The sequence below is a fragment of the Vibrio sp. S12_S33 genome (assembly GCF_963889785.1).
GTDB classification, from domain to species: domain Bacteria; phylum Pseudomonadota; class Gammaproteobacteria; order Enterobacterales; family Vibrionaceae; genus Vibrio; species Vibrio aestuarianus.
The window spans coordinates 78,099-105,091 of record NZ_CAWPQZ010000012.1 but is presented as its reverse complement, the minus strand read 5'-3'; the positions used below and the strand labels follow the sequence as shown (position 1 = coordinate 105,091).

Here is a 26,993-nt window from a genome sequence, read left to right as displayed (position 1 = left end):
TCTTAATTGACTCTTGCAGTTGCCAGACCACAAGACGTTTTTATCAAATTGAAAGGGGTTATATAACTGACTTATAGCTGTAAGCTTTACGGAACCCCCAGCCTAGCTGGGGGTTTTCTCGATACAAAGAAAAAAGACGTCCTGAGACGTCTTTAAACTTGAATTTGGCGGGAGCAAGACAGCACACCTAGATAGTCAACTCATTAATATTAAAAGATTTAAATATGTCGACATGGAAAAAGTATTACCATGGGTATTACTTAGGAAAAATCCCTAACTTCCTACACTTTCAGCCGCTCTTTACCCAGCCTAGACAAGATTTCTTTAAAGGTCACCTCATATTCTTCTAGGTAACAGATCAACGTTGTTCTTTCTAGAATTTCGACCCCACATGTCTCTGCTATTCCACTAGTTCTCTTAGCTAAAGAAGGCGAATTTGTCATAAAGATCAACCGTTCAAAAGATGTCTTCATTGCTGATTCATAAATAGGTTTCGCAGAGTGAATCTCCTGAATTCCTTTATAACCATCATATTGTCGTTGCGTAAACTTAGCCTGTACTAGAATATTGCCACCCTTACTCAACAACACACCATCAGCACCATGATCAGCACCACTATTCGTAAGCCACGCGCTTTCACTATCGGTACTCTTTGCCAGCAATTCTACACATAACGCTTCAAACTGCTGCCAACTTAACTTATCAAGTTCTGCCGCTGTAATACGTTTATCAATCAAATCACCAGAAACTACTCCCCCAACACCTGCTGGCTGTGGAACCACATCTTCTGGTGTAACAACAGCATCCTTCAGCAACGTTTTTTGGGTAAGTAGCCTATGTAGATTTACGTCAAACGATTCAAATTCGGGATGATGTAAAAGCGGGATATAGATATGTACATCTTTTTCTTGCCCGATACGATAAACCCTATCCGTCGCTTGAGCTTCTTTAGCCGGGTTCCAGTGCCGCTCTAAATGAACCACATGATTCGCACCGACCACAGTTAAACCGACACCAGCCGCGACTGGAGACATTACAATTAAATTAAAGCCTTCTTTTGCTTCAAAGTCTGAAATCATTGATTTTCGAGTTGGGGCAGATTTACGCTTTGCTACGGCTTTCGCATCACCATTAATTACTGAAAGCGGACCTAAGTTATAGATCTGTCCCAAAGTCACGCTTAAGAAGCTTTGCAGTCGTTTGTTAACCGCAAAAATAATGCACTTTTCATGTTTACTTCGTACTCGATCTAAAGTCTCAAGTAAGGAAACTAGTTTTCCTGATTCTCCGTATAAAGCCCTAGCTGATTTTGCATTTTTTGGAATATCAAGGCGACCTCCATCACTTAACCTAGGATGTAACGAACTATCTCTTAGCCTCATCAAAGTGGTAAGTGCGTGGCTCTCTTTATTCTCGAGTTGATTACTAATAGTCCCTTCGTAAACATCTCTCTGGTAGCCAACCATTATCGACTTAAGTTCTTCTAAGTACTTCCAGTTTTCAAAATCTCCGCCAGCATACATATGTTTTATAGGTAACCCTTTAAGGTTGTCCTCTTTAACGCGTCTCAACATCAATGCCCCGACCGCTATGCGAAGTTCTCTTCCAAGCCTAGCTCTTATTTCTTCAACTTCATCACCGGCAGCTTTAAGAATTGGTGAGATATACCGAGCACGAAACTCTTGATAGCTACCCAGATGGCCTGGGCAAGCTGTATCCATTAAACACCAAAAATCGGCTAAGCTGTTTTCTACAGGCGTCCCCGTAGCCACTAGTTTGAAATCAGCTTTTAGACCCTTCGCTGCACGAGTTTGAAGTGCATTTGGGTTTTTAACATTCTGGGCTTCATCGAAAACCACAATCCCCCAATCAATCAAACACATGGAGAACTGGTAATCGCGCAAGGTTTGATAAGTAGTGATAACCAATCGCTCTGGTAGATCTAAACGGCCTGGACCAAAGTGTTTCCCTACTTTCAAAGAATACTTGGGTTCTAAACAATCATCAGATGTGCTCTGGCTTCGAATCTCCACGCCACCCATGCGATAGTCATTTAACTCAGCGGCTGATTGCAAAATAACCACATCTTTGAATGGTGAGTGTTTAAAGGTTTTATCTACCTCATCCTTCCAGTTTTCCAATAAACTCAAAGGAGCGACTATCAGCGCAGGTTTCTTCGTTTCACCACTAATTTTCTGTCGTTGATAAATATGTTCGATCGCAGAGAGGGCCATAAAAGTCTTACCTAACCCCATGTCATCAGCAAGCAAAGCTCCACTAATTTTCGAGTCTGATAAGGTTTTTTGCTCAACGCCTAAAATCCAACGAACACCAATATCCTGATGTGGAAAAGGTGTCCGCTTGTGGTTTTCCCAATTTAACTCACCATCCCAGGAAATATCAGAAATCAGTTGTTCAACTTTAGGAGAATTTTCAGACAACTCTTCATCATTTAGATCAATATCGACAACATGTATTTCTGCGCTTTCTGATTCAGTCTCGGCGTCTTCTTCCTCTCCGTGGCTAGAAAGATCTGTATCAGGGTTAGATATCTTGTGACCTATTTCTTTTAGAACTTTCTCGACAGCTACAGGCTCACTGATATCGTATGATTTTCCTTCATAATCTAAAACCGTTGCTCCGGTTTGTTGAGCATCTTCAATCTTCTTAGTTACGTCCTCAAGAGTTGTTTTATCGCGAATTCTATCAGCCAGCTTAGATATTGGATTAATCACATCAGATGAAGAGGAGGCTCCGAACCAATCTATGCCTGACTCGTCCGTTTCTCCAAAATAAGCGTGTTTAAAAACTGTCGCACCATGAACTCTGATAGAAAAACCTAAATCAAGATCGACTAAGCTCGCATCAATATAGGCTGTAGGGTTTTCCAAGAACGCTTTAACTTGCTGTTGGGGAATTACCCTGTTGCTAATAACTTCTTTTACAGCCATTAGCTTTTCTTCAGAAAACAAGACTATTTCATCACCCACTTTCAGAGTAACGGCGTTGTCGCTTTGCAACTGCCCCAAAACCTTTTGAATCGACTCATGGCTCGCACTTTGCCCCATGTTTGGCGTCAATATCAGCTCGCCTTGAGAATTCAGTTCTGCTTCTACTGTAATTTTATTTGGTGTCAGAATTCTTAGCTTTTCAAAGTGCTTTAGATTCAACTTACAACCACTCTTTTGAGCCTCTTGTAAAGAGTGTAGGTAAAGTAAGTTATCGTATTCAGACCGAGCAGACATTCCATGGGCTTTATGTGCGTTAAAGACCATAAGCTGCTCGGGCGTTAACAGATACTGCTGATTTTGACTAAACCGAATGAAAGGTCCATCCACAGTGTAATTAAGCGTTGTTCGACCCTGTTTGGTTGTTACCGAAAGGTCAATTTTAAAGGTAGGTGTACTAGCTTTTCCTTGAATATTAGCATCAATAGTTCCCTGCCAAACCGGAGGCAAACTAAACAAATCCCTCAACTCAGAATCGAGCCTGACAGCTGTATCGGCAGGCATAATAAAGCCATCTGGAAATGAGCTTACATCCCCCTGCTCTTCAAGCATTTTAAGTGCAACATACTGCGCCGTTATCCACTCATCAGCTTTACCAGTTTTAATTTTCTCTAGGTTCTTCTTGGAAGTAGTAAAATCAAGGCTATCATCACAGACTAACTCAAATTGAGAGGACTTATCTAAACCAGAAAAGAACTTGCTGATTAAAGAGGTTAACTCCATTCTCGCACCCCATAACGTTGTTTAAAATCAATATAATCTTCATTTGAAAGCACATCTTTGGGCGTCAATTTAATACCTAGCCCTCTAAGTGCTGTAAGTGCTTTTCGTTGCCATGAATAGCCAATTGGAGAATGCGTTATTTTTGCCACGGCTCCCGACGATAATCGTGTCATCTGATTATTGATCCCGCTGGTTAGCTGAGAATACGTAGGCCTAACAATGTCATAATTAAATACGCATACTGACGAATCTAAATGCTTGTACAGCCACAAGTAACAACTGTGGCTTCCCTCTACCATGTGCGCACCATTCATTTGCACATAAATTATGGATTTATCACCATCTTTAACAGTCGAGAAATTGGGTAAGTGCTTAGGGTCATAGTTTCTCTTCAAATACCTTGCTGCATCCTGACTCAAATAAAGCCGAGTATTTGAAATAACCCCTGCATCAAACATCCCCTCTAAGAAACTTTTCCTAGATGGGTACATTCTCTGTAGCTCGTAATTAGCTGAAGAGTATGAATAATCTTCCAACGCTTCCAAAAACAACTTCAAATCTAGTTTTGATAACCATCCGCGAACAGCTTGAATCAGATTTGGTTCTAAACCCTTCCACCACTTAATGTATCTTGGATTTGAACTTGGTACTCGTGGGTCACCGCCAATCGCTAAGATCACATTCATCCAAGGCTCACTGATGTGAGCACCTATCGATCGGCCAATCAAAATTCTAAGAATTTGATGCCCTAACAAACTTTCAGAGTCATATCGAGAATCAAAAACCGCCGTTTTTTGAACCTCCTCTAGGAGAGGATGATCTTGGCCTAATGGTATGGTGTTTAACTGTTCAATATAGTAGATGCCTTTAGCCGCCGTTAAATATCTGCCATTTGCATAACGTTCCAGCTTCATATCCGCAATTAAATGATCAAAATCGACATTATTTTGAATAGCCCTTTCCGCAAGCCACTTGGGGCCATTGGTTGACAATATATTTTCATCAAACTGCTCATCATTGCCTCGCAGCCTTTTAGCCTCCAACAACCAGTCTGCTGTAGCTTCCAAGTCTGCCAGTCGGTCATACTCTGATAAGAAATGCTGATAAAACGACTCTATGACTAAAGAGCTTGGTTTTTTTACAATTTCTGTAATCTTATTAAGTAATCGGCGCGTAAAGCTGACATTTTTCTTGGCATCCGTATGTAGCGAGAGAGCTAAGGCGCGAACGTGTACAGAGCTATCTATAACGTCCTCAACTCTTTTCTTAGAGGCAAGCGCATTACATACTTCTCCATATGCAGTTCGGAACTTATTGTTTTCAATACCGGCACTCTTAGAAAGCACCTCTAGCTGATTCGATAGATGTGCAAAGTCCTTGATTGCTTGACCAAAAGGATTAGCTGGCAAACTAACCTTGAGCTTTTTTATGTTTAAACTCACTGTCCAACAATCCTCTCGAGCTCAGCAATAGATGGCTTCTTCACTGTAAATCGAATATCAATACGCCTATTCTGACTCTTTTCTTGCTGATTCGACTCTTGTAGATTGGCTCGTCTTGTAGCCGCATAACCACTAACCGAAAATAGCTTTGCATGATATGCGTTTTCTAAATCACCGAGTTTAGGCGTTAAACTGAGTTCATTTTGCCAGACATTCCAGACAGATATTGCTCGATCAGTTGATAAGCCCCAGTTCCCTTTTCCTCTGTAATGGATACCATCGCTATCAGTATGACCTTCAATAAATACGGTATCGAGATATTGAAATCGCTCTTTCTTCTGAATTGCAGAATGAAGAACAACACCTATGTCCTTAACTGCTTGCTGTATGGTTGCATCGTTCGGAATTGATGATTTACCTGATGCAAAAGTCAGTGTACTCTCGGGGATCCGAATTACCGTATCATTATCAGCAATTTCAACAATGACGTTTCTTTTAGCCAATTCGTCTCGAACATCATAAATTATATTCTTTCTTGCTAACTCAGCTTGCTTAAGCTCTTCGATACCAGCTTCGACATCATTGGTTTTTTGAGTTAATTCAATTATCAGAGCAACAGCTGCAAGTATAAAAATAACGAGCAAAGCAGACATTAGATCAGAAAATGAAACCCAGTAGGGATTTTCTTCATCTACTGAGTTTTGGGGATGCGAACGAATACCTCTACGCATGTTGGCTCACTTTATCTTGAATTTCATCGACAACACTAGAAATAGCTCGAACAGCTGTATTCATGCTTTCTGCATACTGTGTACTACTGTTCGCCCAAACTTTGAGGTGCTCGGCGGTTTGTCCGTTGGCCTGTTCTGCATATTCTTCGAGCAGTTGAGCCATTTGCTCCGTTAACTCTTTTACATTGCGCTTCATTTCTGAAGTGAGTTCGTTAAGGTTACCTTTTTGTTCCGTAAGGAACTCATTCTGGTTTATGCGAAGCGTGCTAAACGACTGTTCGGCACTATTCAGCATATTATTTATCTGATCTGCAATCGCACTAAACTTGTTTGTATCCTCCAGCAACTGCCCTCTCAGAGATTGAATTTTAACTACTCCTAGCTGGTTTTGCTCCGCGAGGTCTTTCGTACTATTGACCGCTTCGGTAACAGCACCAGATAGTTTGTTGCCCGCCTCTTTAATGTTTGAACCGAACACATTCATACTATCAGCCGCAGCTCGTAACTCATTCGCAGACAGCTGCATACTCTCCGTAGCTCGAGCGGATGCCGAAACAGATGAATCAATGCTGTTTTGTAATTGTTTACCTTGCTCAATAATATTATTAGATGAGGTTTGTTGCGATTCAGTCGCGGCTTTCACTTGAGCTAGAAGCTCATCCGTTCCGGCTTTCATCGCCTGCGTTTGATTTACAAATATATCATTACGCTCTTTTTCCATCTGACTTGCCATCCCATCACGTTCAGAGAACGTTTGGGTAAGTTGTCCAACTTGATTCTGAACAAAATCGGTCAACACTTGGCTTTGTGCTGAAACATTTTCTACTAAATCTTTAATCGTGCTTTCCATTGAGGAAGCCAATTTCTTTTCACGCTCAGAAGCAGCTGATTCTCTTTTAGTAAGCTGTTCACCTAACTCGGAGACTTGTTTTTCCACGAACTCGGTTAGAATACGCTTCTGCTCATTACCCTGAGTAACTAGCTCAGAAACTTGAACTGAAATAGTTGAGATCAGTTCTTTCTCTCTCTCTGACGATGCGTTTTGCTGAACTTCCAATTTATTGACGAAAGCAGCCATCGAAGTACTCATTGATTCTAGCGTCTTATTTACATTTTGAGACGCGGAGTCCATCGCGACACGTTGCTGTTCACCTTGTTGGCCAAAACCGTCCATGAACGATTGAAGAACGCTTTCAAGCGCTTTTTGGTTGCCGTCTGACGTTTCATCAACAAGTTTATTGATAGCCGGGGCCATGATTTTTTCCAAACTACTCTCAAGGCCTTGTTGAATACCCTGTGTTGCTTGAACTAATGACTCCTGCATTTTCTCGCCAATTTTCTCAGCAAGTCCTTGCAGGCTTTCTCGAGATTGCTGACTGTCATTTGCAATAGATTGCAGTTGATATTCCGCACTTAATCGAGGGAACATCCTGTCAATACGGTTTTGCAAAGACTTAATTTGCTTTCTAATTACTTGCTCAAGAATTTTCTCAATGAAGTTGAATGCAACACTGAGTAAGACGCCCCAAACCGATGTCATAAATGCGATTTTTGCACCATTTATAACTCCAGCAACACCGTTTTTCATCTCATTGACATCAACGTTACCCGCAATATTTAGATCTGAAAGTCCTAGCTGTAAACCGACAAAGGTACCAATAACACCCAGAGCCGTTAAAAAACCAGGAACTGCCGCAATCATTCGGTTTTCAGTGCTACCACCAGCTAAACTAGAACTGTTAAAGAAGTAGTCAGCATCAAATGTGTTATGCAATCGAACAACATCATCAGCACCTTTTACTTCGAGCAGTGTTTCATCAAACTCGAGCCATAAGTGCCCTACTGAATCTTTTTTTTGTTCAGCTCTAGATATTAAATCGTTTCGAACATCTGACAGAGTCGACTTCTCCGCATCATCCAAAGATTTGTTAAGCCAAACTACTCGTTGTCTTGCGCGAAAAAATGCGGCAACTGACCAAATTAAGAAAAATAGTGCTACACCCCATAAAATAACCACAAACAAAGCACTCAATTGCTCAGGTGTTTGAGGAGGAAATACATTTAGGCTACTAAGGTCTGGCCATAAACTAGAGAGGTTCAGGCTATCTTTCATTTGAATACATCCAATAAATCGGTATTAAAAAGCGAGTTACTAAAAATAGAAACTCGCTTTTTTATTATCAACAATCAAATTTAGCGTCTTAGCTACCATTGATATCTTTGAATAAGTTATGGTCAAGAGTATTGGAAAATTCAGAACTGAACAATGATTTAGACTACATTATGCAACAAAATGCTAATTTAGCACCCAAAATGCCCGCTCTAAACTTATAAATATCGTGCGTAGTTTAAAATAAGCACTCTAATTGGTTCACAACTCTTATTTTAGGCAACAGCTTCCCAATTTACTCCGTCCGATCCCATTGTGGATTTATCAGCTTAGGCCACTGAACACCACAGCCCTCTCCCTCCCCAATAACAAACGGAACCACCCACAATGTCAGCGGATTCCCGGCTTGCGTGGAAAAGTCAAAACTATGCTCAATTGCTTGTTTAAACCCTGCGTGAGCGGGGTAAATTAAAAACATATACCTCTTCGTAACGGCTTGATCAAAATAATGATTGCCGTAAGCGAACATCTGATAAAAATCACTTTGCGAAAGCCCGTATTTATCCGTACCGTTGGCTTTGGTTGGATCAATTAGCTTCCACTTAGTATCTAATACTGAAATCACCTCACCCGCTTTCTCAATAAGCAAATCCGGTTTTAATTTAAACCACGCTGAATCATTATGTGTGACCAGATGTTTACTCTGAGCTTGTGTCTTAAGGCTTAATTCAGGTTTAAGCTGCTTAGCTAATACCTTCGCAACATAATCCTCAAACACCTTTTCCATCGGGAATAGTAGTGATATAGCGCGATGATCGCCGCGCATCGTTTGCGGAGAGAAACCCTCTAAAATCAGCTTTGCCCAAGCCAGAGGCGTTTGATAGTGGCTCATTCCTCTGTCTAAACGCAATTGCGTAAAATCGCTTTTATAGTTAGTGCTTAACGGCACTTCATCCAACACAAAGCAAAGCTCTTGCAACTGTTTTTGATTACCCGCGTTGCGGCTAATTGAACGCAGTTTATTTAAAGCGGAATGTAATAAACGGTTAGCTGGCCTATCTAATAAAAACTCATCATATTCACAATAGAACTTATGTTTATTGATGATGTTTTTACGCATTTGCTGAGTAGTATTTAGCTTACCTTTGAGAAACTGAAGGTTATCTTCTTGGCACAGATAATCACTACGCAGACCTTTTTTCACCAATACATTCACCGAAGCCAAAAACTGGCTGATAAATACCTCAAGTAAAGGCATTTTTTGCTGGCGAATATCAGCACTGGAAGTTTGAATATGCGAGAAGCCTTTTAGAGCGCGCAGCATAACCAAAAGCGAATGCCTTGCTTGCTCACTGCGCTGACGATCAGGTGACCCTTGCACACTTTCTTCTTCGCAGTTTAAAACTTTCACTAATTTGGGCAGTATCTCAACTTGTGTACCATCCGGTGTAGCAATCACCCCTGCGTAGTTTTGCACTTGTAGCGCTTCGGCGCCATTCTTACGGCATAACCGAAACAAGCGATTTGGCTTGTCATCACTCAGCGCCATCGCTTTTAGGTAAGAAAACGCCAAGGGTGAAATTACCTCTACCCAATAGGGAATGCGGCTAACCTCACTCTCTTGGCTCACAAGGTGTGCAAATTCAAACAGCGCAATCTGTTTCGGCATTTTCATCGTTATGCTGGAATAGTCATGGGTTCAGCTTCACTCTCAACAACAGAGCGCTTAAGTATTTGCGGCTCGTAGATTGCCACATACGCCAATGCACAATTCCATACATAGTGATTCTCGTCTGCCAGCTTAAAGCGGTATTCATCTGCGCCAAAATTATCTGGCTCGTAACGGGCACCAAATAGCGATAAGTGGTCAATCGTTTGCTGAGTAACAAACTGATAATCAGTGGCTGTTTTACCTTCTGCGTTCAGCTTTTGGTTATCACCCAACACTAAGGCAATTTTGCTCCAATCATCATGAAAATACTCTTGTAGCAATGGGATGATTTTATTCTTAAATGCAAGTTTTAATAGTTCGAACGCCTTTTCATGATCACCCGCTGTCGCAGCGCTATAGGCAGGGAATAAAAACGCATGGCCAAGCGTATGCTCGCGGTCATACAAAGCTTCGATACGCTGGTTAAGCATGGCCAGCAGTTGCTCAAGATCGATACTCACGTCTTGCCACTCGATTTTTACCTGATTGAATAAAGTTGGATTGGGCATCATCTCTTTAAAATCAAAACGACGACGCAGTGCGGTGTCCATCATCGCCAACGAACGGTCAGCAGTATTCATAGTACCGATGATGTAAAGGTTATCAGGTATCGAGAAGCTATCCCCAGAACAAGGCAGAATCAATTCTATTTCTTCATTCGCCCCTTTGCGCTTAGACGGTTCAATCAACGTAATCAACTCACCAAATATTTTTGAAATATTGCCACGGTTGATCTCATCAATCACCAATACATAGTTTTGGCGATTTGTTTTCACTTCATTGCATGCTTGAGCCAGTGACTTTAAATGCTTTATCAATGCCGAATAATATGGATTCAAACCGCCTTTAATTTCACGTTCATCGTTAAAGACTGCTTTCAACGTTTTAATGCTCATAGAGTGTGTTGAGTCACCCTTATCTTTTTCAAAGCGAATGGTGTTATTATCAACATCCGTAACCATAAAGAAGGTGCGAATCGTATCGACTTTTACACCACTCTCAGCCAGAGAGAGGTTATCCATAAAACGATTCCACAAAGTATCGAAATCCTGCTTTTCTTCGGTAGTCTTTGTTTCTATGTATTTTTTAGCATCAACTACAATTTTTTTAAAAACACCGTCTTTTTCATAGTAGGAAATTTGTTCATTTTCTGTTTTCGCACTTAACCCCTCAACAAACTCTTCATACCCATAACTTTGATGGAAGGTTACAAAACGAATGCGCCCCGAATCACTGAGTGCTTTGTAGATTGTAGTCAGTTGCTTGCGCTGCTCTTCCGTCGCTCCCAGCGTTGAATCAATACCAAGCTTTGCATACCCTTCTGGTTCAGCAGCTTTTACCGCCGCTTCGATAGTATGATAAGTCTTGCCTGTTCCTGGTGGCCCGTAGAGGATTTGGTTCAGTGGTGAATTAATACTTTGATTGTTGATATTACCTATCACTCGAATCTCTCCATCAGAATCGTCCTTTCCAAGCAGATCATTCAAACTCATCGAGTAGTACGGCTCCAATATGTTTTTTGTAAACAGGGCCACATCTTGCTTTTGTGTATAAACCTTTCCTAGGGTGTTGTTGTAACTTGGTGCCCAACCTTTATTCAGTCCTGTGTACTTTTTTAGTTCAGGCAACATTTTAACTAACTCGTACCTACGCAGTGACCATTCCTCACCTAATGGTGAAGAATCATCAGAAACGACATCGCTTTTAACTCGAACAAGAGCCTTCAAGTAACCACTTCGAGATAAACTGACAATATCACCAATTTGAACCTCCTTGATGAACCTTGTTCCCTGACTTTTTGCCGTGTCACGATGAACGGTAATATAACTATTTTGATCTAACCAAAGTGAAGCCTCTTCAGAGATTTCATTATAGCCATGTGAGACTTTCCAAATTACAGGAAGCGAGTTTATAGGATCTTTATTAACCAGCTTGTACCCTTTATTTCTAAAATATCGCTGGGCTGCATCCGTATGGAAACGAGCATTTTGGTCATTTAAAATTGTGCGATAGAGGGCCTTACATGGATACTGCTTCCCTTTTATCTCGACGAAGTGATTAAAGTCACTATCGCGATATCCATCCTTTTCAATCAGAGAGATAGCTTCATCAATTGTCAATTTCGTATCTTCCATAACCATGACCCCTACTAACCATTCTTCTTATAGTTCTCGGCCTGCTCTAGCACGCCTTTGTAAACATCATCATTGGCGACTGGTGGGAAGCCGTACTTGTGTAGAAGCAGAATCAAATCTACTTTTAGCTTGGCTTTAATATCACCACGCCCTGCCCAGTCTGGGTATTGGGCAACGTCATCGACGATCACTTTCATCTCTTTCGCTAGATCGAGCATCTTGTCATCATCGTAGGCGAAGTCGTATTTCTTGCGCATGTGCGACAAGATATCGAGAAACGCCTTCTCTTCTACGTCAATACCTAATGCCTCAAACGAACCCATTTCCTTAACAATGTCAAAAATGATATCGGTCATCTCTTGTGAAAAGGAATCGAATTCTTCACCGTTCAAGACATCGTTCTCACGGCGCTCGTTATATTGCTCCACCAGCGCTTGAAAACGTTTAGAGAAGTTAACCCCTTGCAGTTGGTTCACCTTTTTAAAATCACTGATGGCTTTATCTAGCAGCTTTTGCAGTAGCTGAATTTTGGTGTTTGGCAGCTTAATCTTATTGATTCGTGCCAAGTAGTCTTCGTCAAAGATGTCTATCGCTTCGGCTTTATCTTCACCAATGGTAAAAATCTCTTCCACACCGTCAGCGCGCAATGCTTCTGCCACTAACTCACGAACACGTTTATTCATTTGTGCCGTATCTGGCGCATCGCCTCGGGTGAGTTTAAAGATGATAGAACGCACTGCGATATAGAAATGGATATGGTCACGTTCGGTTTGTGATAACAGCTCACTACCACAACAAACGTCATACGCTGCTTTTAAGCGCTTAACCAAACCCATAAAGCGGTTTTCACTCTTCTTGGTTTGAAGAATAAATTCCGCCGCTTGGTTCAAACACTCAAGCTGGTGGCGAACCTCGCCTTTGAAATAACCTGTACTGTCGAATTTATGGAACATCTGCCTCAATAGATCGAGGTGATTCTTCACTTCAATCACAGACAAACGTACATCTTCAAAGTTGCTTTCGTCCGCTTTGGAATATATCGCTAACGCTTGGTTCATACGTGTTTTGATGCCAATGTAGTCGACGACTAAGCCCTTATCCTTACCCTCAAACTTACGGTTAACACGCGAGATGGTTTGGATCAGGTTATGTTTTTGCAGCGGTTTATCAATATAGATGGTGTCAAGCTCTGGTACATCAAAACCGGTGAGCCACATATCTACAACGATGGCAATTTTGAAATTAGACTTAGGGTTCTTAAACTGTTTATCCAGATCTTTACGGTGCTCTTTGCTGCCCAGCAAACGATATTGTTCTTCGTCATCGTCCTTGCCGCGCGTCATCACCATCTGTACCATTGCGAGAGGAATGAGCTCTTCTTTATCTTTTTTAGTCAGCTCTACCCCATCAATGGCGAGTTTTTCCTCGAACCATTCTGGACGAAAACTTTTTACCTCTTTATAAAATTCAAAGGCAATCTCTCGGCTAGCGCAAACAAACATCGCCTTGCCTTTAATGGTCGAACCTTCAGCTACTCGCGTTTCATAGTGCTCAACAAAATCTTTTGCTAATACCTCAATCCGGTCAGGATCGCCCAATATAGCATTCATATTAGCAGAGGCTTTTTTGCTCTCTTCGATTTGGTGCTCACTTGCCCCAGCTTCAGCACATTGTTGATAGTATTTCTCAATCTCTTCTAACTTACTGTTATCTAAAATGACTTTTGCAGCACGCCCTTCATAAACTATACGAACTGTGATTCCATCATTCACCGCTTCTGTCATGGTGTAACTATCAACACAGTGACCAAACACATCCAAGGTAGCGTCAATCGGCGTGCCGGTAAAACCCACATACGTTGCACTCGGCAGAGAATCATGTAGATACTTGGCAAAGCCATAGGTTTCACGAACGTCAACGGCGATACCATTTTCGTACTTCATGATCACTTTTTTATCGAGGTTCACTTGAGAGCGGTGCGCCTCATCGGAAATACAGATGATGTTGTTACGCTCAGAAAGCAGTTCGATATCTTCTGTAAACTTATGAATAGTGGTTAAAAACACCCCGCCACTTTTAATGCCGCGCAGCTTGTCTCTTAGTTCTTGCCTACTCTTAACGGAAACAACCATCTCATCGCCAATGTAATCAGAGGCATTACAAAACTGTTTAGAGAGTTGGTCATCAAGATCGTTGCGATCGGTAATAAGCACAATCGTTGGACTTTCAAACTCGATACTCTTCATCAAAAGACGAGCAAGAAACTGCATGGTAAAGCTTTTACCACAACCAGTGGCACCAAAGTAGGTTCCCCCTTTACCACTACCGTATGGCTTACGCTCTTTGTCAATGTTGTAGTATAGCTTGCGCGCCGCATAGTACTGAGGATAACGGCAACAGACTTTGGTTTCTTTTTTTGAGGTATCAGGAAAGAAGACAAAGTTCTTCACCACATCGAGCAGACGTGTTTTATTAAACAAGCCTTCAATCATAGTGTAGAGAGAGTTGATGCCCTCTTTCTCGGTCGATTCATTACCCGTGACTTTGCGCCAAGCGTAGAAGAACTCATAGGGCGCAAACAGGTTGCCCATTTTGTTGTTCACCCCATCACTGATAATACAAAGGGCGTTGTAAACAAACAGTTTTGGAATGTCGCGGCGATACCGTTTACAGATTTGCTTCCATGCATCATAGATGGTGGCATCTTCTTCTCGAACCGCACTTTTGAATTCAAACACCACCAATGGCAGCCCATTGATATAGAGAATGCCATCCGGGATTCGAAGTTGTGCTCCGTTCTCCGGCGTAACGCCCTCTATCTCTAACTGGTTGACGATTTTATAGATGTTGCTATCGACTGGCTCTAGATAGCGGATGTTTTCTTCCGCTACTTTCGCTTCTTTTGGTTGGGTTTTATCTTCCAGCAAAGGGATAAACATCAACCTTAGCGCTTGCGCCAAATGTTTGGTGTCTATTAGCTCGATATAGAGATCTTTCTTTGAGCGATCTTCCCGTTTCAGTAAGAAGCCATTAGTGAGCCATTGGCAAAAGGTTTTATTGCTGTGATACAAATCGCTGGCAGGCAAACTCGTCAACATCCGTATGATGGTGTCAATCTCATTGTCTGTGATGTCATCCGCCTGATATTGCTGAGCCAAGAAAGCGCGCAGATCATCTAAGATCAACACTTGCGTTTTATCGTCTTTCCCTTCGCCTCTGGCGCCAAGGTCACTACCAATAAAATGGGGGTAACCTTGCTCACCGAGCAATTCAATAATGGCTTGTTCTAATTTAGCTTCTGTAAACGTTAAGCTCATATAAGGTATCCGTTCCTAGCACAACAGAAATGGGGTTGTCCCTCTTATAACCTGTTGTTTGTTGGCTCAGAGGGACAAAATTTCGATAGATCGACTAACTGTGTTATTCCACCAGCACTTTTGCTTGTTCAACTTGCAAGTTGCTTAACTCGATTTCGCCCGAAAGCAATTTAGGAAGAAGCGTGTCACGAAGATCTTCTAGGTTCTTGTTTTCCATTTGATTCGACTTTATTTTGTCGAATAAAGGTTTAACTAGACTATCGTAACTACCTAGGATCTCTTTCGATGGCACTATCACAGGAAGAGCTTTGATAATCTTAGAGTTAACAGCTTTTGCTATTGATGACGTGCTACCCAATGACTCGAAGTTAAACTGCTTCATGTAAGAATATAAATAATTCGTTGAAACCCGAGCGTTATCACTCAATTTGTAATGAGCAATAGCTTCATTGGTCGTCATTTCACCATGAGTAATAGCTACACGACCGACAGTCAATTTAAAGCTAAGAATCAAAGTGTTGTCTGGGATAACCTTAACATTAAACTTATCGACAGCTTCTTGCGTTAGATACTCCGAAGAATAAAGCGCAAACGTCCCTGAATTGCCCATATCTCTGATGGAAATCCAAGTAACATCTTTACTGTCTTCTGAAAACCATTGAGGTTCTTTGCGTGGCGGCGTTTTACCTATAGCAACAGTCGCAACCTTTTCGGATGGCAATACTTCCCATCCATCAGGAATCAAACCCAACTCAGACTCAACGAGCTTTTCTGGGAAAAGCGAGGCAGTTACCGCATCCATTCCGGCTGGTTGCTCGCCATTCATTTTGGCTTTGACTGGATCAAAATCGACAAACCAAGATTTAAAGATCGCTTGCGCCATAGCTTCTAAAGTTTGGTTAGTTTGGTTGTTGAGGGTGATTTTTTTATCTAATGCCGCTCCAATAGAGACTATTTTGTCTTGAATCTCTCTGCAAGGCCACTCAGTTTTTAACAGATGAACATGATTGCGGTTAAGTGCAGGATTGGCAGCGCCTACATCCATTTTTTTCAATTCCGCAGACATTCCTTTAAAAAAATAGTACACGTAATGTGGATTATTCCCTTTGAAATCTTTGACCCAAAGTGATGTATCATGAGGCCAAAAGTCCTCATCCATAAAATAGACAGTTCCTAAAGTTCCCTTTCGACCGAGCACTACTCCCGGCGCTGCAACTTTTGATACATTGTGATAACTTGATATTCCTCCTGAAGAAACTACTGGGACATTCCCTTCCTGTTGCTCCTTCTTGGTTATATCGAACCCTCTTTGAAGAGTAACCTGCTCTCCAATTGTGGTTGAGAAAAAGTTACTCCCCATAACCCAACGCCTCCAAATTGTGGCGAATCACTTTATCTAACGCTTGTGCTTGGTTCATTTGGTTATATAAGGTTTGCGAAAGTTCACGCATCTTGATTTCAAACGGAATGCCGTCATCTTCTACGTCAGCGGCGCCAACATAACGCCCCGGTGTTAATACGTAGTCGTGCGCTTTAATGTCGTCAATAGTGGCTGATTTACTAAAACCTGCTTGATCTTGATATTGTTCAACCTTGCACTCACCACGCGCAACGCGGGCTTTAAGTTCCGCTTCATCACTGCGCCATGCATGGTAGGTATCGGCAATTTGTGCGATATCGGCTTTAGTCAGCTCTTTATTGGTGCGGCTAATCATGGTGCCCATAGCACGCGCATCAATGAAGAGGGTTTCTTTTTCGCGGTTGCGGTAGCCTTTTACCGTGTTTTCGGTTTTATCTTTGGTGATAAACCAAACACAGACCGGAATTTGCGTGGTGTAGAACAATTGCCCCGGCAGAGCAATCATGCACTCTACGCGATCGTTCTCAATAAGCTGCTGGCGGATCTCACCCTCACCCGAGGTATTTGAACTCATCGAACCGTTAGCTAAGACAAAACCTGCGGTACCAGTTTCGCTTAGCTTAGAGAGCATGTGTAAAATCCAACCGTAGTTGGCATTACCCGTTGGTGGCGTGCGGTAGCCCGAGAAACGAGGATCATCGGTTAGCTCTGCATCACTGCGCCAATCTTTGAGGTTAAAGGGCGGGTTTGCCATGATGAAATCGGCTTTAAGATCTTTGTGTTGATCAGCAAAAAACGTATCGGCTGGGCGCTCACCCAAATTACCCGCTAAACCACGAATGGCTAAGTTCATCTTCGCCAGTTTGTACGTCGTTGCTGTAAGCTCTTGCCCATAAATCGCGATGTCTTTGGTGCGACCTTCATGTTGTTTGATGAACTTCAAGGACTGAACGAACATACCGCCCGAGCCACAAGCTGGGTCATAGATTTTACCTTGGTAAGGCTCAAGCATTTCTGCCAATAACGTAACCAACGACTTCGGCGTATAGAATTCACCACCGCCTTTACCTTCGTTTGCGGCAAACTTACCTAAGAAGTATTCGTAAACACGACCAACGAGATCTTCCTCGCTCATGTCGCATTGATTGGCTAGCGTGTCGATGTTCTCAATAGTATCAATCAGTGACGCGAGCTTTTTCACTTCAAGATTCATGCGTGAGAAGTAGTTATCTGGCAGTGCGCCTGCAAGGCTTGGGTTGTTCTTTTCGATGGTAGACAGCGCCGTATCAATGATAACAGCGATGTCATCTTGCTTAGCGCGCACCTTAACAAACGACCAACGCGCCTCTTCTGCTAGATAGAAGATGTTGTCTTGCTGGTAGAACTCCTTCATCTCAACGAAGGCTTCTTGCCCATCATCCAGCATTTTTTTACGACGTTTTTCAAACTTATCGCTGATAAACTTCAGGAAAACAAGGCTCAACACAACGTGTTTGTATTCGGAGGATTCAACGCTGCCACGCAGTTGGTTGGCGGTATCCCAAAGGGTTTCTTCAAAACCTTTAGTCGCTTTTTTGTTAGCGGGTGCTTTAGCCATTTTTGATACTACTTATTCTGAGATTGGACTTGCCCTTATGCCGCTGATAATGAGTCAACATAAGGGCAAGATTTAATGCGCAGTATTGTATCGCAAATGCATGGTTTTGCATTTGATAGCGAATCACTTTTGCCAATTAATTTATGCCATTGAGAGCTCGCCAGTGCATTCCACGTGGGGTATCACTGAATCCGGAAATACTTCGGTACTGAATACCACCAGCTTTTGGCCCGCCCTCGTCATGGCAACATAGAGCTTACGCAACGATTCTTGCAGCGCTTCCTCGCGCTCTGATTCGCTGAAATCAATATGCTTAGCCTGATTAATGATATGCCCAGCTCCCAACACGAATGTTGTTGAAGCTTCCATGCCCGTACAACTATTCACCGTCATGATTTTGATTCTGCTGCCCACGGCGGTTTCGAGATCTTTTTTATCGTTGTAATTCACAACGGTGTTATAGCCTGTTCTACTTTCAATCTCTTTTTTCAAACTCCACGGGTTATAGTGACGGCTGCAAACCACCATAATTTGATGCAGTGGTACTTCTTGTGACTTCACTAAAGCTTCAATCTCATTTAAGAAGCGAGCATTCTCATCTTGCGGGCTTCTTGAATAGATAATATGGGGCTTACTTCCCCGCGCCATTTGGTCAAAATCGGGCTTAACGTAGTCTTCAGGGCTAACGTCCAACTCTTCCAAAAGTGCATTTGCTGCGGTCATAATTTCATAGGTCGTTCGGTATGAATGGTTCAAACGTTTAGTTCTACCACGAACATTCAACCCGACGCTTTTCCAACTTAATCGTCGTTTTAGAAAGCCTTGATTGGGATCGGCACACATGAAAATGCTTCCTCCGGGCACAAGCGATCTTTTAATAACCTCAAGCCAAGATGGCGAAAAAAACTGCGCTTCATCAATCATGAAATGATCGAAACTCGGCAACGCTTTAGTAGATAATGCGAGTTCTTTAATATAAATATGGGGAAGATAACCCTTAGGATCTGAGAGCTTTTCCACTAGAATTTCGTACAATTGCCAAACATGTTCCCTTTGGCTTTTCTGCAATGCGAATCCTCTACCTTGTCGGTCATATTCTAGATACTCATCCTTATCTTTGATCAGGTAGTCATTGATATACTCAAGTTCATCCCAAATTTGACTGTCTTTCAGCGACAATTCTGTATAGCAAGTATTGGCATCACTGAGAATTTTCTTCTTTGCGGCTTCAACATCTTGCTCTTTGAACAAGGCGCTTACATATCTAAATTTTGCTCTGTATTGCTGCCACGCGAAGGAGTGAAATGTCTGTATTTCAAGGTTGGCAGGCTCTCCGCCTAACCATGTTTTAAACTTCAGCTTAATATCTTCAACCACCGGGTTATTATGGATAATCAGCCGCACCTTTTTTTCAGGATATTTTTTGCAATAGAGGATTGCTCGATTAATTAGAATGAGCGTTTTACCACTTCCGGCAACACCATTAATCAAACGAACCGAGAACTCATCCTGCTGCTCTTCATCCTGATCTACCGACTCCATAATATCTAACCGAGTCGCTAATTCTTGGTCATAATCAAGGAAAAAAGGCAATAACCTTGCTGAGTTATCACTCACTAAATGCTGCTTACGCGTACTGCACTGTGTCGGGATAACAGACTCTGGGAATAGCTTCTTTTTTATGCTGGCAAAATGCTCAGCTGAAAGCTCTACCAGCTTGTCGATGATGATTTGTTCACCACTAGCATAAAAATCAGCTTGGCTAATAACTTGAACATAATCAGGCAAATGAGAGTGGTTCGAATCTAAATTTTCTACCACAGCGAGATATTGGACTGGAGCACAATCTCGCTCAACCAGCAACTCATTGAATCGACGCAATATTTGAACATCTACTAGGCTTGGCGCCTGCGAATGCGACCCGATAAAGAGCCAGCTATTACAAGGCCCTTCAACAATACAGGGCGCCACTTTTAAAGCATCGTCTAGAGGCTCACGAATAAAAAAATCATCGCCCAATTGAGCAAATACTTTTTTGAAATGGCGTCTTACCTTGCGATCAAGACCTGTAATTGTCTCTATATGTGCCATGACTAAACCTCCACTCTACAGCTGTGTTTTATTAAAGAGCGATACTCCAGAGCACTCTTTCGAGCTCTCTCTTCCTCAATACCCAAGGCAAATGATTCTGATATTTCGGGACCAATGAGAATCAACTTGGTTTGTGGGCGAGTAATGGCAACATTGAGACGTTCGGACTGAAAAAAGAAATCAGCGATCGCTGTAATATATTGGGGGTCTGATGAGCACATTGAGATGATAATCATCTCTCTTTCTTGCCCCTGCATCCTTTCAACCGTATCAGTAACAATCGACTTCGATGAAAAAATTCCGAGCTTGTCAGACAAACAACTTTTTATCGCTTTAGCATGGGCACGGTACGGCGTCACAATGCCAATTTCTTCTGCATCTAATCCTGATTCAACCGCGCTATAAGCAATATCTGCAACTAACTCTGCTTCGTCTCTATTTGAGCTTCGTTTGTTGATACCCGGCGTGCGAATAAAGACAAAAGGCTCTTCACTCGAAAGAATTTGGCTGTATTTGAGTGGAACGTTGGGAAGTCTAAACGTTGATTTGTCTGCCGAGCGTTTAGAAACAAGATCACCTTTGTAATACGTTTTACTTGGCCAGTCGGTAAGTGCTGGTGACATTCGGTAAGTGAAATCCAACATAATGGAAAATTCATTATTAGCAGCAATAAATTCAGAAAAGGCAGACCCTTCAGCTAAAACAGATTGAGACAAAATAACTGGCGGTAATTGCTTGTGATCACCAACAAACACATATCGTTTTCCTTTGCGCATCGCCATTAAGGCAAGCGGTAATGTTATTTGGCTTGCTTCATCAAAAATGACAGTATCGAATTCAAATCTCTCTAGGCGCTCAGTACACGTAGCAAATGGCGTTGCACCAATAACGTACCCACCTTCAGGTATCTCTTGCCATTTATCACCTGACTCGTAAGATTTTACTTTTGAATTTAGACCTTTATTCCCACCATGGGCGCATACCTTAATAACAGGTACGTTTTCATCCACTATTTTATTAAGAGCATTATTAATTGCCATGTGAGTATGAGAGGTGAGCAAAACGCGCTCACCCGCTTCTACAAGTAATTTGGCGATTAAACTGATAACCTTGGTTTTCCCGGTGCCTGGGGGCCCTTGAATACATGCTAGATAACGTGATGCCACCCCATAGGCCGCCGCTTCACATTGTTTGTCATTTAAACCACACTCTTGCGCGTAATCTGCCGCATCATCAAACCGATCTTCATCAACAAGATCAGTATTTAAACTATGCGCTAGTAGGGGCAATAGCGTATTTCGACCGATAGCCGAGGTCGCGACATCCTCCAAGGCTTTATCGTAAAACGATGTTAAGTCCATTCCATCAGGATCAGCAAAGCAATCACTCTGCAATTTCGTTATTTTTGTTTGATCAAATTTAGCTCGAAGTAGCCATTTACCATCATCTTCAGCCTCAATTGTTGCTTGTGATATGACCCGTTCGATATGAGCTTCACCCAAATGGAGGCATACCATGTCTCCTTCACGAAATTTCGATTCATTCTTACCAAGAGTGACTTCTAGTTGACCATTACCAAGGGACTTAACAGAATTAATCTGCTGAGTTTCACCTTTGTATAATTTATCTTTGAGCGGTTTTTCCCAAATTTCTAAAAGCTTCTCCATACCCGCCCGATGTTCGGCATACACAAAGGCTTTTAATTTTTCCAATACTGGGGAGAGTTCCATTAAGATCATCCTAAAAACATGCTAAGTCTATGATACTCATCAACATGAATAAGAGAACCATAATATCCTAACAGGGATCACATTAAATACAACTATATAAACAATAATGATTGCAGAGTAGTTGAAAAGCCTTACTAAAATGCTATCACGGTGATCAGAACCGATTTAAGTATGCGAGTGTTTCATCTACACATTTGATTTTAACCGCTCATAGTCATCTAACTCTTCTTGAGCGTTTCTTGACAACATAATTAAACGAGTCTGAATTCTTGATACTAGCTTTGGAGGAAGGAGCGCTAACAACTCCTTTTTCTGCAGCACATCAAAACCATTCTTAAACGCAGCCACATACTCATTAGCTAACTTAATTATCACATCTAATTGAACACATTTTTCTTCATATTCAGCTCGTAACGCATTGCATTGACGTTCAATAGCTTTAAATTCTTGCACCCGCTGATGGAGTGTTTGCCGGTAGTCTGTGCGTGCTAAACAAAACTCTTTAACCTCCTCAATATTGTTTCCGTACGTATCAATAAGATCATGCTCAACCAGCTTTTCCTCAACCATAGATGTTAATCGCGTAACTTCATCAAACAACGCATTTCTTTGTGCGATAAGTGGACAAAGTTGAGCTTCTATTTGCTTAGCTTGCTGCTCTTGCACCAGTTTTTTATTGACGACTAGAGCGTCCACCTCATCACGTAAAAATGACTTTTCATGTTCTAATGCTCGTAGTTCGCTAGTGAGCTTCTCATGAGCCTGCTTTCTTGATTCCATTTCATCTAATTCATTCTGGAATCTTCGTCGAAAATCATCCGCTAGCTCCTGTTCAAATCGTTCACGTCGTAGCTCCTTCTCCTGCAACCATTCTTCGCCCAATGTACGTTTAAGAACTGCTAGTGCCACTTCATTCAACTCATCAAGTTCAGCAAGCCTTAAGTCGACTTTCTCATCCATCTCATTTTCAAGATTTTCTTTTCGCATTTTGACTTCATGAAGAAGAGTCTCATGTGTACCTATGGCTCTTTCAAGCTCAGCTAAAATTTCATCCTGAGCACTTTCACGAAATCTCATTTTTTCTAGTCGTTCTTCGTACTTCTTCTGTTGATCTTCTATGCGTTCCTCAAGAGTTTTCACTGCTTTTTCTTGCTGTTTTTCTTCTTTTTGTAATTGCTTTTGAGAACGCCTTAATGCTTCAAACTGCTTTCTAACTGTTTCATGTTTGGTTGCAGTGTTACTAGCAATTACATCAAGATAATCATTACAAGGGTTAAGTGATTGCAGTCTAATCAGACACTTATCTAACGAATCAAATTGATCTAATTGTCCACAATCAGAAACATCAATCTCAATCACGTTCTTACCGTTAGTTCGACAATCCCAAATTTTATCCGCTTCACATTTATGCTTGTTGGCAATTTCAACCCAATACTGCTCACTTCCAACTTCAACAACTAAATCAGGCCTACGCCCATCCATGTAGACTTCAACCTGGACCCCTGAAATATTAAGCTCCGAACAAGCATCAGGCGTCACCCAACCAATATCAAGAGGAAGCGGTATTTTTCCGACCTTAGCGAAGTATTCTTTTGCTGTTAGATGTAGTTGCGTTTCATATGCCAATATGCACGCTTCGTCAAAATAGTGAGAGAAATACCAAGCCCTTTTCTTCCCTTTGTTCGCAATTAGCTTTGCACCACAACACGCACAAACGATATTGTCTTGCAGACCACTTTCAACGGACTCTATTGATACTGACGCTTTTGTATTCTTATCTACTGCGCGCGTAATATGGATCTCGCTCATAGCTTTCTCCCCTATAGTTCTTGACGAATCTTTGACCTAAAAATAATATGACTTCATTAGCGACAGGTAAATACTGAGTACATAAACATGTCGAATAACTAGACAGGAGTCTAAAATGAGTAAATGGCCAATTCGATGGGATCTGCTTTTTCGATACAGAATGATTGAGATTATTGCGGTATGGGAAGGAAGGCTAACCACCAATCACTTAATCCAAAGTTTTGGTATTGGCAGACAGCAAGCTTCGAAAGACATCAACACCTATCTAGCCGATATCGCTCCAGGAAACCTTGTTTATGATAAACAGCTGAAAGGCTACAAGCCCAGTGATAGCTTTAGCCCACAAGTAACAAAGGGTCATGCTGATGAATATTTGCACATTCTTTCGAGAAGTGAAGATATGACCATCACATTTAAAGAACTCGATATGGGTTTTGAAAATGTTGCCATGATCCGCCCTGTTACTCGCAATATATCACCACAAGCCTTGCGTCCTTTAGTCCAAGCTATTAGAGAGAACAAACGTGTCGACATAAGCTACACATCACTCAAAGACGGTATTGAAGTTGAACGGATCATCTCTCCACATACCCTCGTTTGCACACCTCTACGCTGGCATGTTCGGGCCTATTGTGAGCATGCGAATGATTATCGTGATTTTGTGCTCAGTCGCATAAGAGGTATTCCAATGCTTGAGGCCAAAAGAGTAAAAGGAAGTGAGCATGACGAGTTATGGAATACTCCCCTCACAGTTGATTTAAAACCTGACCCACGACTTACAGAAGTTCAAGCCAATGTCGTTGAACATGATTACGGTATGGAAAAAGGTACACTCACAATACCAACCAATGCTGCGTTGGTTCGCTATGTTCTCGATGCCTATAATATCGATATTAATGTACTGGATTCAAATCCTAAAGGTCAGCAAATCATTGTGGCGAACTTTGAGGAACTAAAACAGTACCTGATATTCTAATTGCCGAAATTGCATAACAGGTCAATTTATAAGCATAAAACTGCTTATATACTAACAGAACATTAGCGATATGTTTTGGGTGACCGCATGCGAACCTACCAAGAATTAAAACAGCGTCAAAGAGCGGAACGAGATAGCTATCCCCAGAATCTTAGCCTACGTGTACATCGTGCTTTGAGTTGGCTGAATAAGTCAGAACTTTGTGACGATGATGACTCTAAGTTTATTTTCCTGTGGATCGCTTTCAACTCCGCTTATGCGCAAGAATTTGAACAACGGCAACAATTCGGCGAGCAAGGCCTTTATGGCAAGTTCTTAGAAAAACTCATCACTTGTGATCAGCGAGAGCAATTACACAATTTAGTTTGGGAAGAGTATTCCAACACTATTCGAGTGATCTTGGATAACGAATTTATCCTCCAGGCATATTGGGATTATCATGCAGGCAGAATTAATGAAGATACCTGGAAGAGCGAACGCAGCAAAGCCAAAGTCGCCGCTAACAAAGCACTGAGTCAAAATGATACGGCGAAAGTCCTATCTATACTGTTTTCTCGCCTATACACCCTACGCAACCAGCTAATCCATGGCGGAGCTACTTACTTGAGCTCGGCAAATAGGCAGCAGATCAAAGACTGCTGCGGTATTCTAGAAAAACTGGTTCCGAGTATTATTGAAATCATGATGGACTCAGCAGACAAGATTTGGGGTGAGGCTGTTTATCCGCTTATCAACCAGAACTAGCTCGCAACTGACTCGTCAACCTGTGGGATAAACCCTGCATTTATGATATCAACCATACATTTTGGCGTTAGAACCGTAACATTCAAATCACCGCATATCTCTGTTCGAGCCCTATAACCATCTGGGCGCCATTCATGCAGTTCATTGTTCCAAACGAGCCAAGGCTTTCCTTCTTGCTCGATGAACACTCCATCAGGTAAATTCGAAAGCATATCGGTATACGTAACTTTTTTACCTCCCCTTACCGCTCTATCTTGATGAAGGATTTTATCTATTTTGTCCACTTTCGACTCACTTAGCTGAGCTGCATTCCACGCTTGTTTAAACTCATTAAATCTTTGCCTTCTGCACGAGGCGCAAGGTCTATGCCCTGCCGCCAACCCGGTAGCCTCATCAAGAAAAAACAGTTCGGAGTAGCTATTGCGGCTAAAAACCTCACGCCTTCGATCTTTATAACTCAGTTCACAAAGCACCCAATTTTTATGCTTCCAAGAGCGTATAATTTCTTTCTTTTCATTGTGAAGAATCCCTCTATTCCCGAGCCACGAACCTCGAGCATCATCAGTCAGTAGTTCTCCACATGGGCTTACTCTATTTTGCAAAGACATCATCGGGCTCCTCAAATCTAAATTTGCTTAAATCGGTAGGTATTATCGGTGCTGCTCATCGTCTTCCGATACAAATAGCTCGTTGATAATTGTGATATATCGCTCAGCCACTGTGCCAACCTCTCGATAGGCCATTTCTAGGATCAGTGACACCTGATCGTTGTTCTCAAGAGGTACGTAGTTTTTCTCGTCCATATAGGCTTCAATTGCCTTAATCTTGTCATCACACCCTTCTAGGAACTCACGAAAATCTTTGCTTGCCTTTGCGCTATGACATTCTCTACAGCTAGGTACTAAGTTCCCAAGACGATGCTCTCCTAGGTAAACCTTATTAATAGGGATTGCGTGCTCAATCGCCAGTTCCTTTGACTCTCCACAATAAGCACATTGATGGTTGAAGTAGGCTTTGGTTGCCTGCCAATCTTCTTCAGAAAACTGCTCTGTCCCAAGGTTACTAAGGATATTTCGCACTAATAGGTTTTGAGCATTGCCTATCGCATTACCACGGTAGCGGCTATTGGCTCTGGCGGTTGGTGCTGATAGCTTGCGCGAGGGTGTCGTTCTTGATTCAAGTAACTCACTCTCCAACTGAGATTGGTCATAATCGATGCCGATCCGTTTTAAGTACTTAGTAAAGTAAACCGCGTCTTTTTCAAACCACTGACTACATGCACGAACAGTTTTCCCACGCACCAAGTAAACTTTGGTCCAATATCGTTTGGATAAATCCGAAGGAAGGCTACTGATTGGAACCAAAAAAGGAAAGTTGAGGTTAAAATTGTGCTTGGAGTATTCTGCATCACAAAGGCGCGCGAACTCGTTGTGACTTTTTTTCTCGCAATACTCTAGTATCTTAGGTAGGAGTGCCTGTACTAACTTTCCGATTTTCATAACTGGTTCA

At 41.9% G+C, this 26,993-nt stretch carries 16 protein-coding genes; 2 read left to right on the top strand and 14 right to left on the bottom strand.

Annotated features, from left to right (window positions below):
- Positions 1–281: 281 nt before the first annotated feature.
- The 12 genes from AACW06_RS08145 to AACW06_RS08090 form a co-directional block, all read right to left on the bottom strand.
- Positions 282–3,731, bottom strand: a complete 3,450-nt coding sequence (locus AACW06_RS08145) for an SNF2-related protein (protein ID WP_192074686.1) — start codon at positions 3,729–3,731, stop codon at positions 282–284.
- Positions 3,722–5,173 (bottom strand): EH signature domain-containing protein, encoded by a 1,452-nt coding sequence (locus tag AACW06_RS08140; RefSeq protein WP_192074685.1) that lies wholly within the window; start codon positions 5,171–5,173, stop codon positions 3,722–3,724. The genes AACW06_RS08145 and AACW06_RS08140 overlap by 10 nt, the downstream gene beginning before the upstream one ends.
- Positions 5,170–5,904, bottom strand: a complete 735-nt coding sequence (locus AACW06_RS08135; RefSeq protein WP_192074684.1) for an OmpA/MotB family protein — start codon at positions 5,902–5,904, stop codon at positions 5,170–5,172. The genes AACW06_RS08140 and AACW06_RS08135 overlap by 4 nt, the downstream gene beginning before the upstream one ends.
- The gene (zorA, locus tag AACW06_RS08130) at positions 5,897–8,017 is read right to left on the bottom strand and encodes an anti-phage ZorAB system protein ZorA (RefSeq protein ID WP_192074683.1); all 2,121 of its coding nucleotides are present in this window, start codon (positions 8,015–8,017) and stop codon (positions 5,897–5,899) included. The genes AACW06_RS08135 and zorA overlap by 8 nt, the downstream gene beginning before the upstream one ends.
- A gap of 292 nt (positions 8,018–8,309) precedes the next feature.
- Positions 8,310–9,689: an McrC family protein gene (locus tag AACW06_RS08125; protein WP_176312348.1), complete on the bottom strand. Its 1,380-nt coding sequence runs from the start codon at positions 9,687–9,689 to the stop codon at positions 8,310–8,312.
- Between the two features lie 2 nt (positions 9,690–9,691).
- Complete coding sequence (locus tag AACW06_RS08120; RefSeq protein WP_192074682.1) at positions 9,692–11,860, bottom strand: McrB family protein; 2,169 nt, start codon at positions 11,858–11,860, stop codon at positions 9,692–9,694.
- A gap of 14 nt (positions 11,861–11,874) precedes the next feature.
- Complete coding sequence (locus AACW06_RS08115; protein WP_192074681.1) at positions 11,875–15,177, bottom strand: type I restriction endonuclease subunit R; 3,303 nt, start codon at positions 15,175–15,177, stop codon at positions 11,875–11,877.
- A 103-nt stretch (positions 15,178–15,280) separates the two neighbouring features.
- Positions 15,281–16,537: a restriction endonuclease subunit S gene (locus tag AACW06_RS08110; RefSeq protein WP_192074680.1), complete on the bottom strand. Its 1,257-nt coding sequence runs from the start codon at positions 16,535–16,537 to the stop codon at positions 15,281–15,283.
- Positions 16,527–18,134, bottom strand: coding sequence for a class I SAM-dependent DNA methyltransferase (locus tag AACW06_RS08105; RefSeq protein ID WP_192074679.1), 1,608 nt, complete (start codon positions 18,132–18,134; stop codon positions 16,527–16,529). The genes AACW06_RS08110 and AACW06_RS08105 overlap by 11 nt, the downstream gene beginning before the upstream one ends.
- A gap of 141 nt (positions 18,135–18,275) precedes the next feature.
- Positions 18,276–20,225, bottom strand: coding sequence for a 3'-5' exonuclease (locus AACW06_RS08100; protein WP_192074678.1), 1,950 nt, complete (start codon positions 20,223–20,225; stop codon positions 18,276–18,278).
- Positions 20,226–20,227: 2 nt separating this feature from the next.
- Positions 20,228–21,955: a DEAD/DEAH box helicase gene (locus AACW06_RS08095; RefSeq protein ID WP_100752971.1), complete on the bottom strand. Its 1,728-nt coding sequence runs from the start codon at positions 21,953–21,955 to the stop codon at positions 20,228–20,230.
- 186 nt (positions 21,956–22,141) lie between these two features.
- Entirely contained in the window at positions 22,142–23,581 is a 1,440-nt protein-coding gene (locus tag AACW06_RS08090) for a hypothetical protein (RefSeq protein WP_238336658.1), read from the bottom strand.
- A 298-nt stretch (positions 23,582–23,879) separates the two neighbouring features.
- On the opposite strand from AACW06_RS08090, the gene AACW06_RS08085 reads away from it, so the two are divergent.
- Entirely contained in the window at positions 23,880–24,740 is an 861-nt protein-coding gene (locus AACW06_RS08085; RefSeq protein ID WP_176312354.1) for a helix-turn-helix transcriptional regulator, read from the top strand.
- An 87-nt stretch (positions 24,741–24,827) separates the two neighbouring features.
- Positions 24,828–25,484, top strand: coding sequence for a HEPN domain-containing protein (locus AACW06_RS08080; RefSeq protein ID WP_176312355.1), 657 nt, complete (start codon positions 24,828–24,830; stop codon positions 25,482–25,484).
- On the opposite strand, the gene AACW06_RS08075 is transcribed toward AACW06_RS08080, so the two are convergent.
- Complete coding sequence (locus AACW06_RS08075) at positions 25,481–26,095, bottom strand: hypothetical protein (protein ID WP_238336657.1); 615 nt, start codon at positions 26,093–26,095, stop codon at positions 25,481–25,483. The genes AACW06_RS08080 and AACW06_RS08075 overlap by 4 nt on opposite strands.
- A 39-nt stretch (positions 26,096–26,134) precedes the next feature.
- Positions 26,135–26,983, bottom strand: a complete 849-nt coding sequence (locus tag AACW06_RS08070) for an HNH endonuclease (RefSeq protein ID WP_192074676.1) — start codon at positions 26,981–26,983, stop codon at positions 26,135–26,137.
- Between the last annotated feature and the right edge of the window lie 10 nt (positions 26,984–26,993).

Excerpts from the sequence above, each read along its gene's own strand:
- AACW06_RS08100 (WP_192074678.1), bottom strand. The coding sequence starts at position 20,225 with ATGGCACATATAGAGACAATTACAGGTCTTGATCGCAAGGTAAGACGC.
- AACW06_RS08145 (WP_192074686.1), bottom strand. The coding sequence starts at position 3,731 with ATGGAGTTAACCTCTTTAATCAGCAAGTTCTTTTCTGGTTTAGATAAG.
- AACW06_RS08110 (WP_192074680.1), bottom strand. The coding sequence starts at position 16,537 with ATGGGGAGTAACTTTTTCTCAACCACAATTGGAGAGCAGGTTACTCTT.
- AACW06_RS08070 (WP_192074676.1), bottom strand. The coding sequence starts at position 26,983 with ATGAAAATCGGAAAGTTAGTACAGGCACTCCTACCTAAGATACTAGAG.
- AACW06_RS08135 (WP_192074684.1), bottom strand. The coding sequence starts at position 5,904 with ATGCGTAGAGGTATTCGTTCGCATCCCCAAAACTCAGTAGATGAAGAA.
- AACW06_RS08115 (WP_192074681.1), bottom strand. The coding sequence starts at position 15,177 with ATGAGCTTAACGTTTACAGAAGCTAAATTAGAACAAGCCATTATTGAA.
- AACW06_RS08105 (WP_192074679.1), bottom strand. The coding sequence starts at position 18,134 with ATGGCTAAAGCACCCGCTAACAAAAAAGCGACTAAAGGTTTTGAAGAA.
- zorA (WP_192074683.1), bottom strand. The coding sequence starts at position 8,017 with ATGAAAGATAGCCTGAACCTCTCTAGTTTATGGCCAGACCTTAGTAGC.
- AACW06_RS08095 (WP_100752971.1), bottom strand. The coding sequence starts at position 21,955 with ATGGAACTCTCCCCAGTATTGGAAAAATTAAAAGCCTTTGTGTATGCC.
- AACW06_RS08080 (WP_176312355.1), top strand. The coding sequence starts at position 24,828 with ATGCGAACCTACCAAGAATTAAAACAGCGTCAAAGAGCGGAACGAGAT.
- AACW06_RS08075 (WP_238336657.1), bottom strand. The coding sequence starts at position 26,095 with ATGATGTCTTTGCAAAATAGAGTAAGCCCATGTGGAGAACTACTGACT.
- AACW06_RS08120 (WP_192074682.1), bottom strand. The coding sequence starts at position 11,860 with ATGGAAGATACGAAATTGACAATTGATGAAGCTATCTCTCTGATTGAA.
- AACW06_RS08125 (WP_176312348.1), bottom strand. The coding sequence starts at position 9,689 with ATGAAAATGCCGAAACAGATTGCGCTGTTTGAATTTGCACACCTTGTG.
- AACW06_RS08085 (WP_176312354.1), top strand. The coding sequence starts at position 23,880 with ATGAGTAAATGGCCAATTCGATGGGATCTGCTTTTTCGATACAGAATG.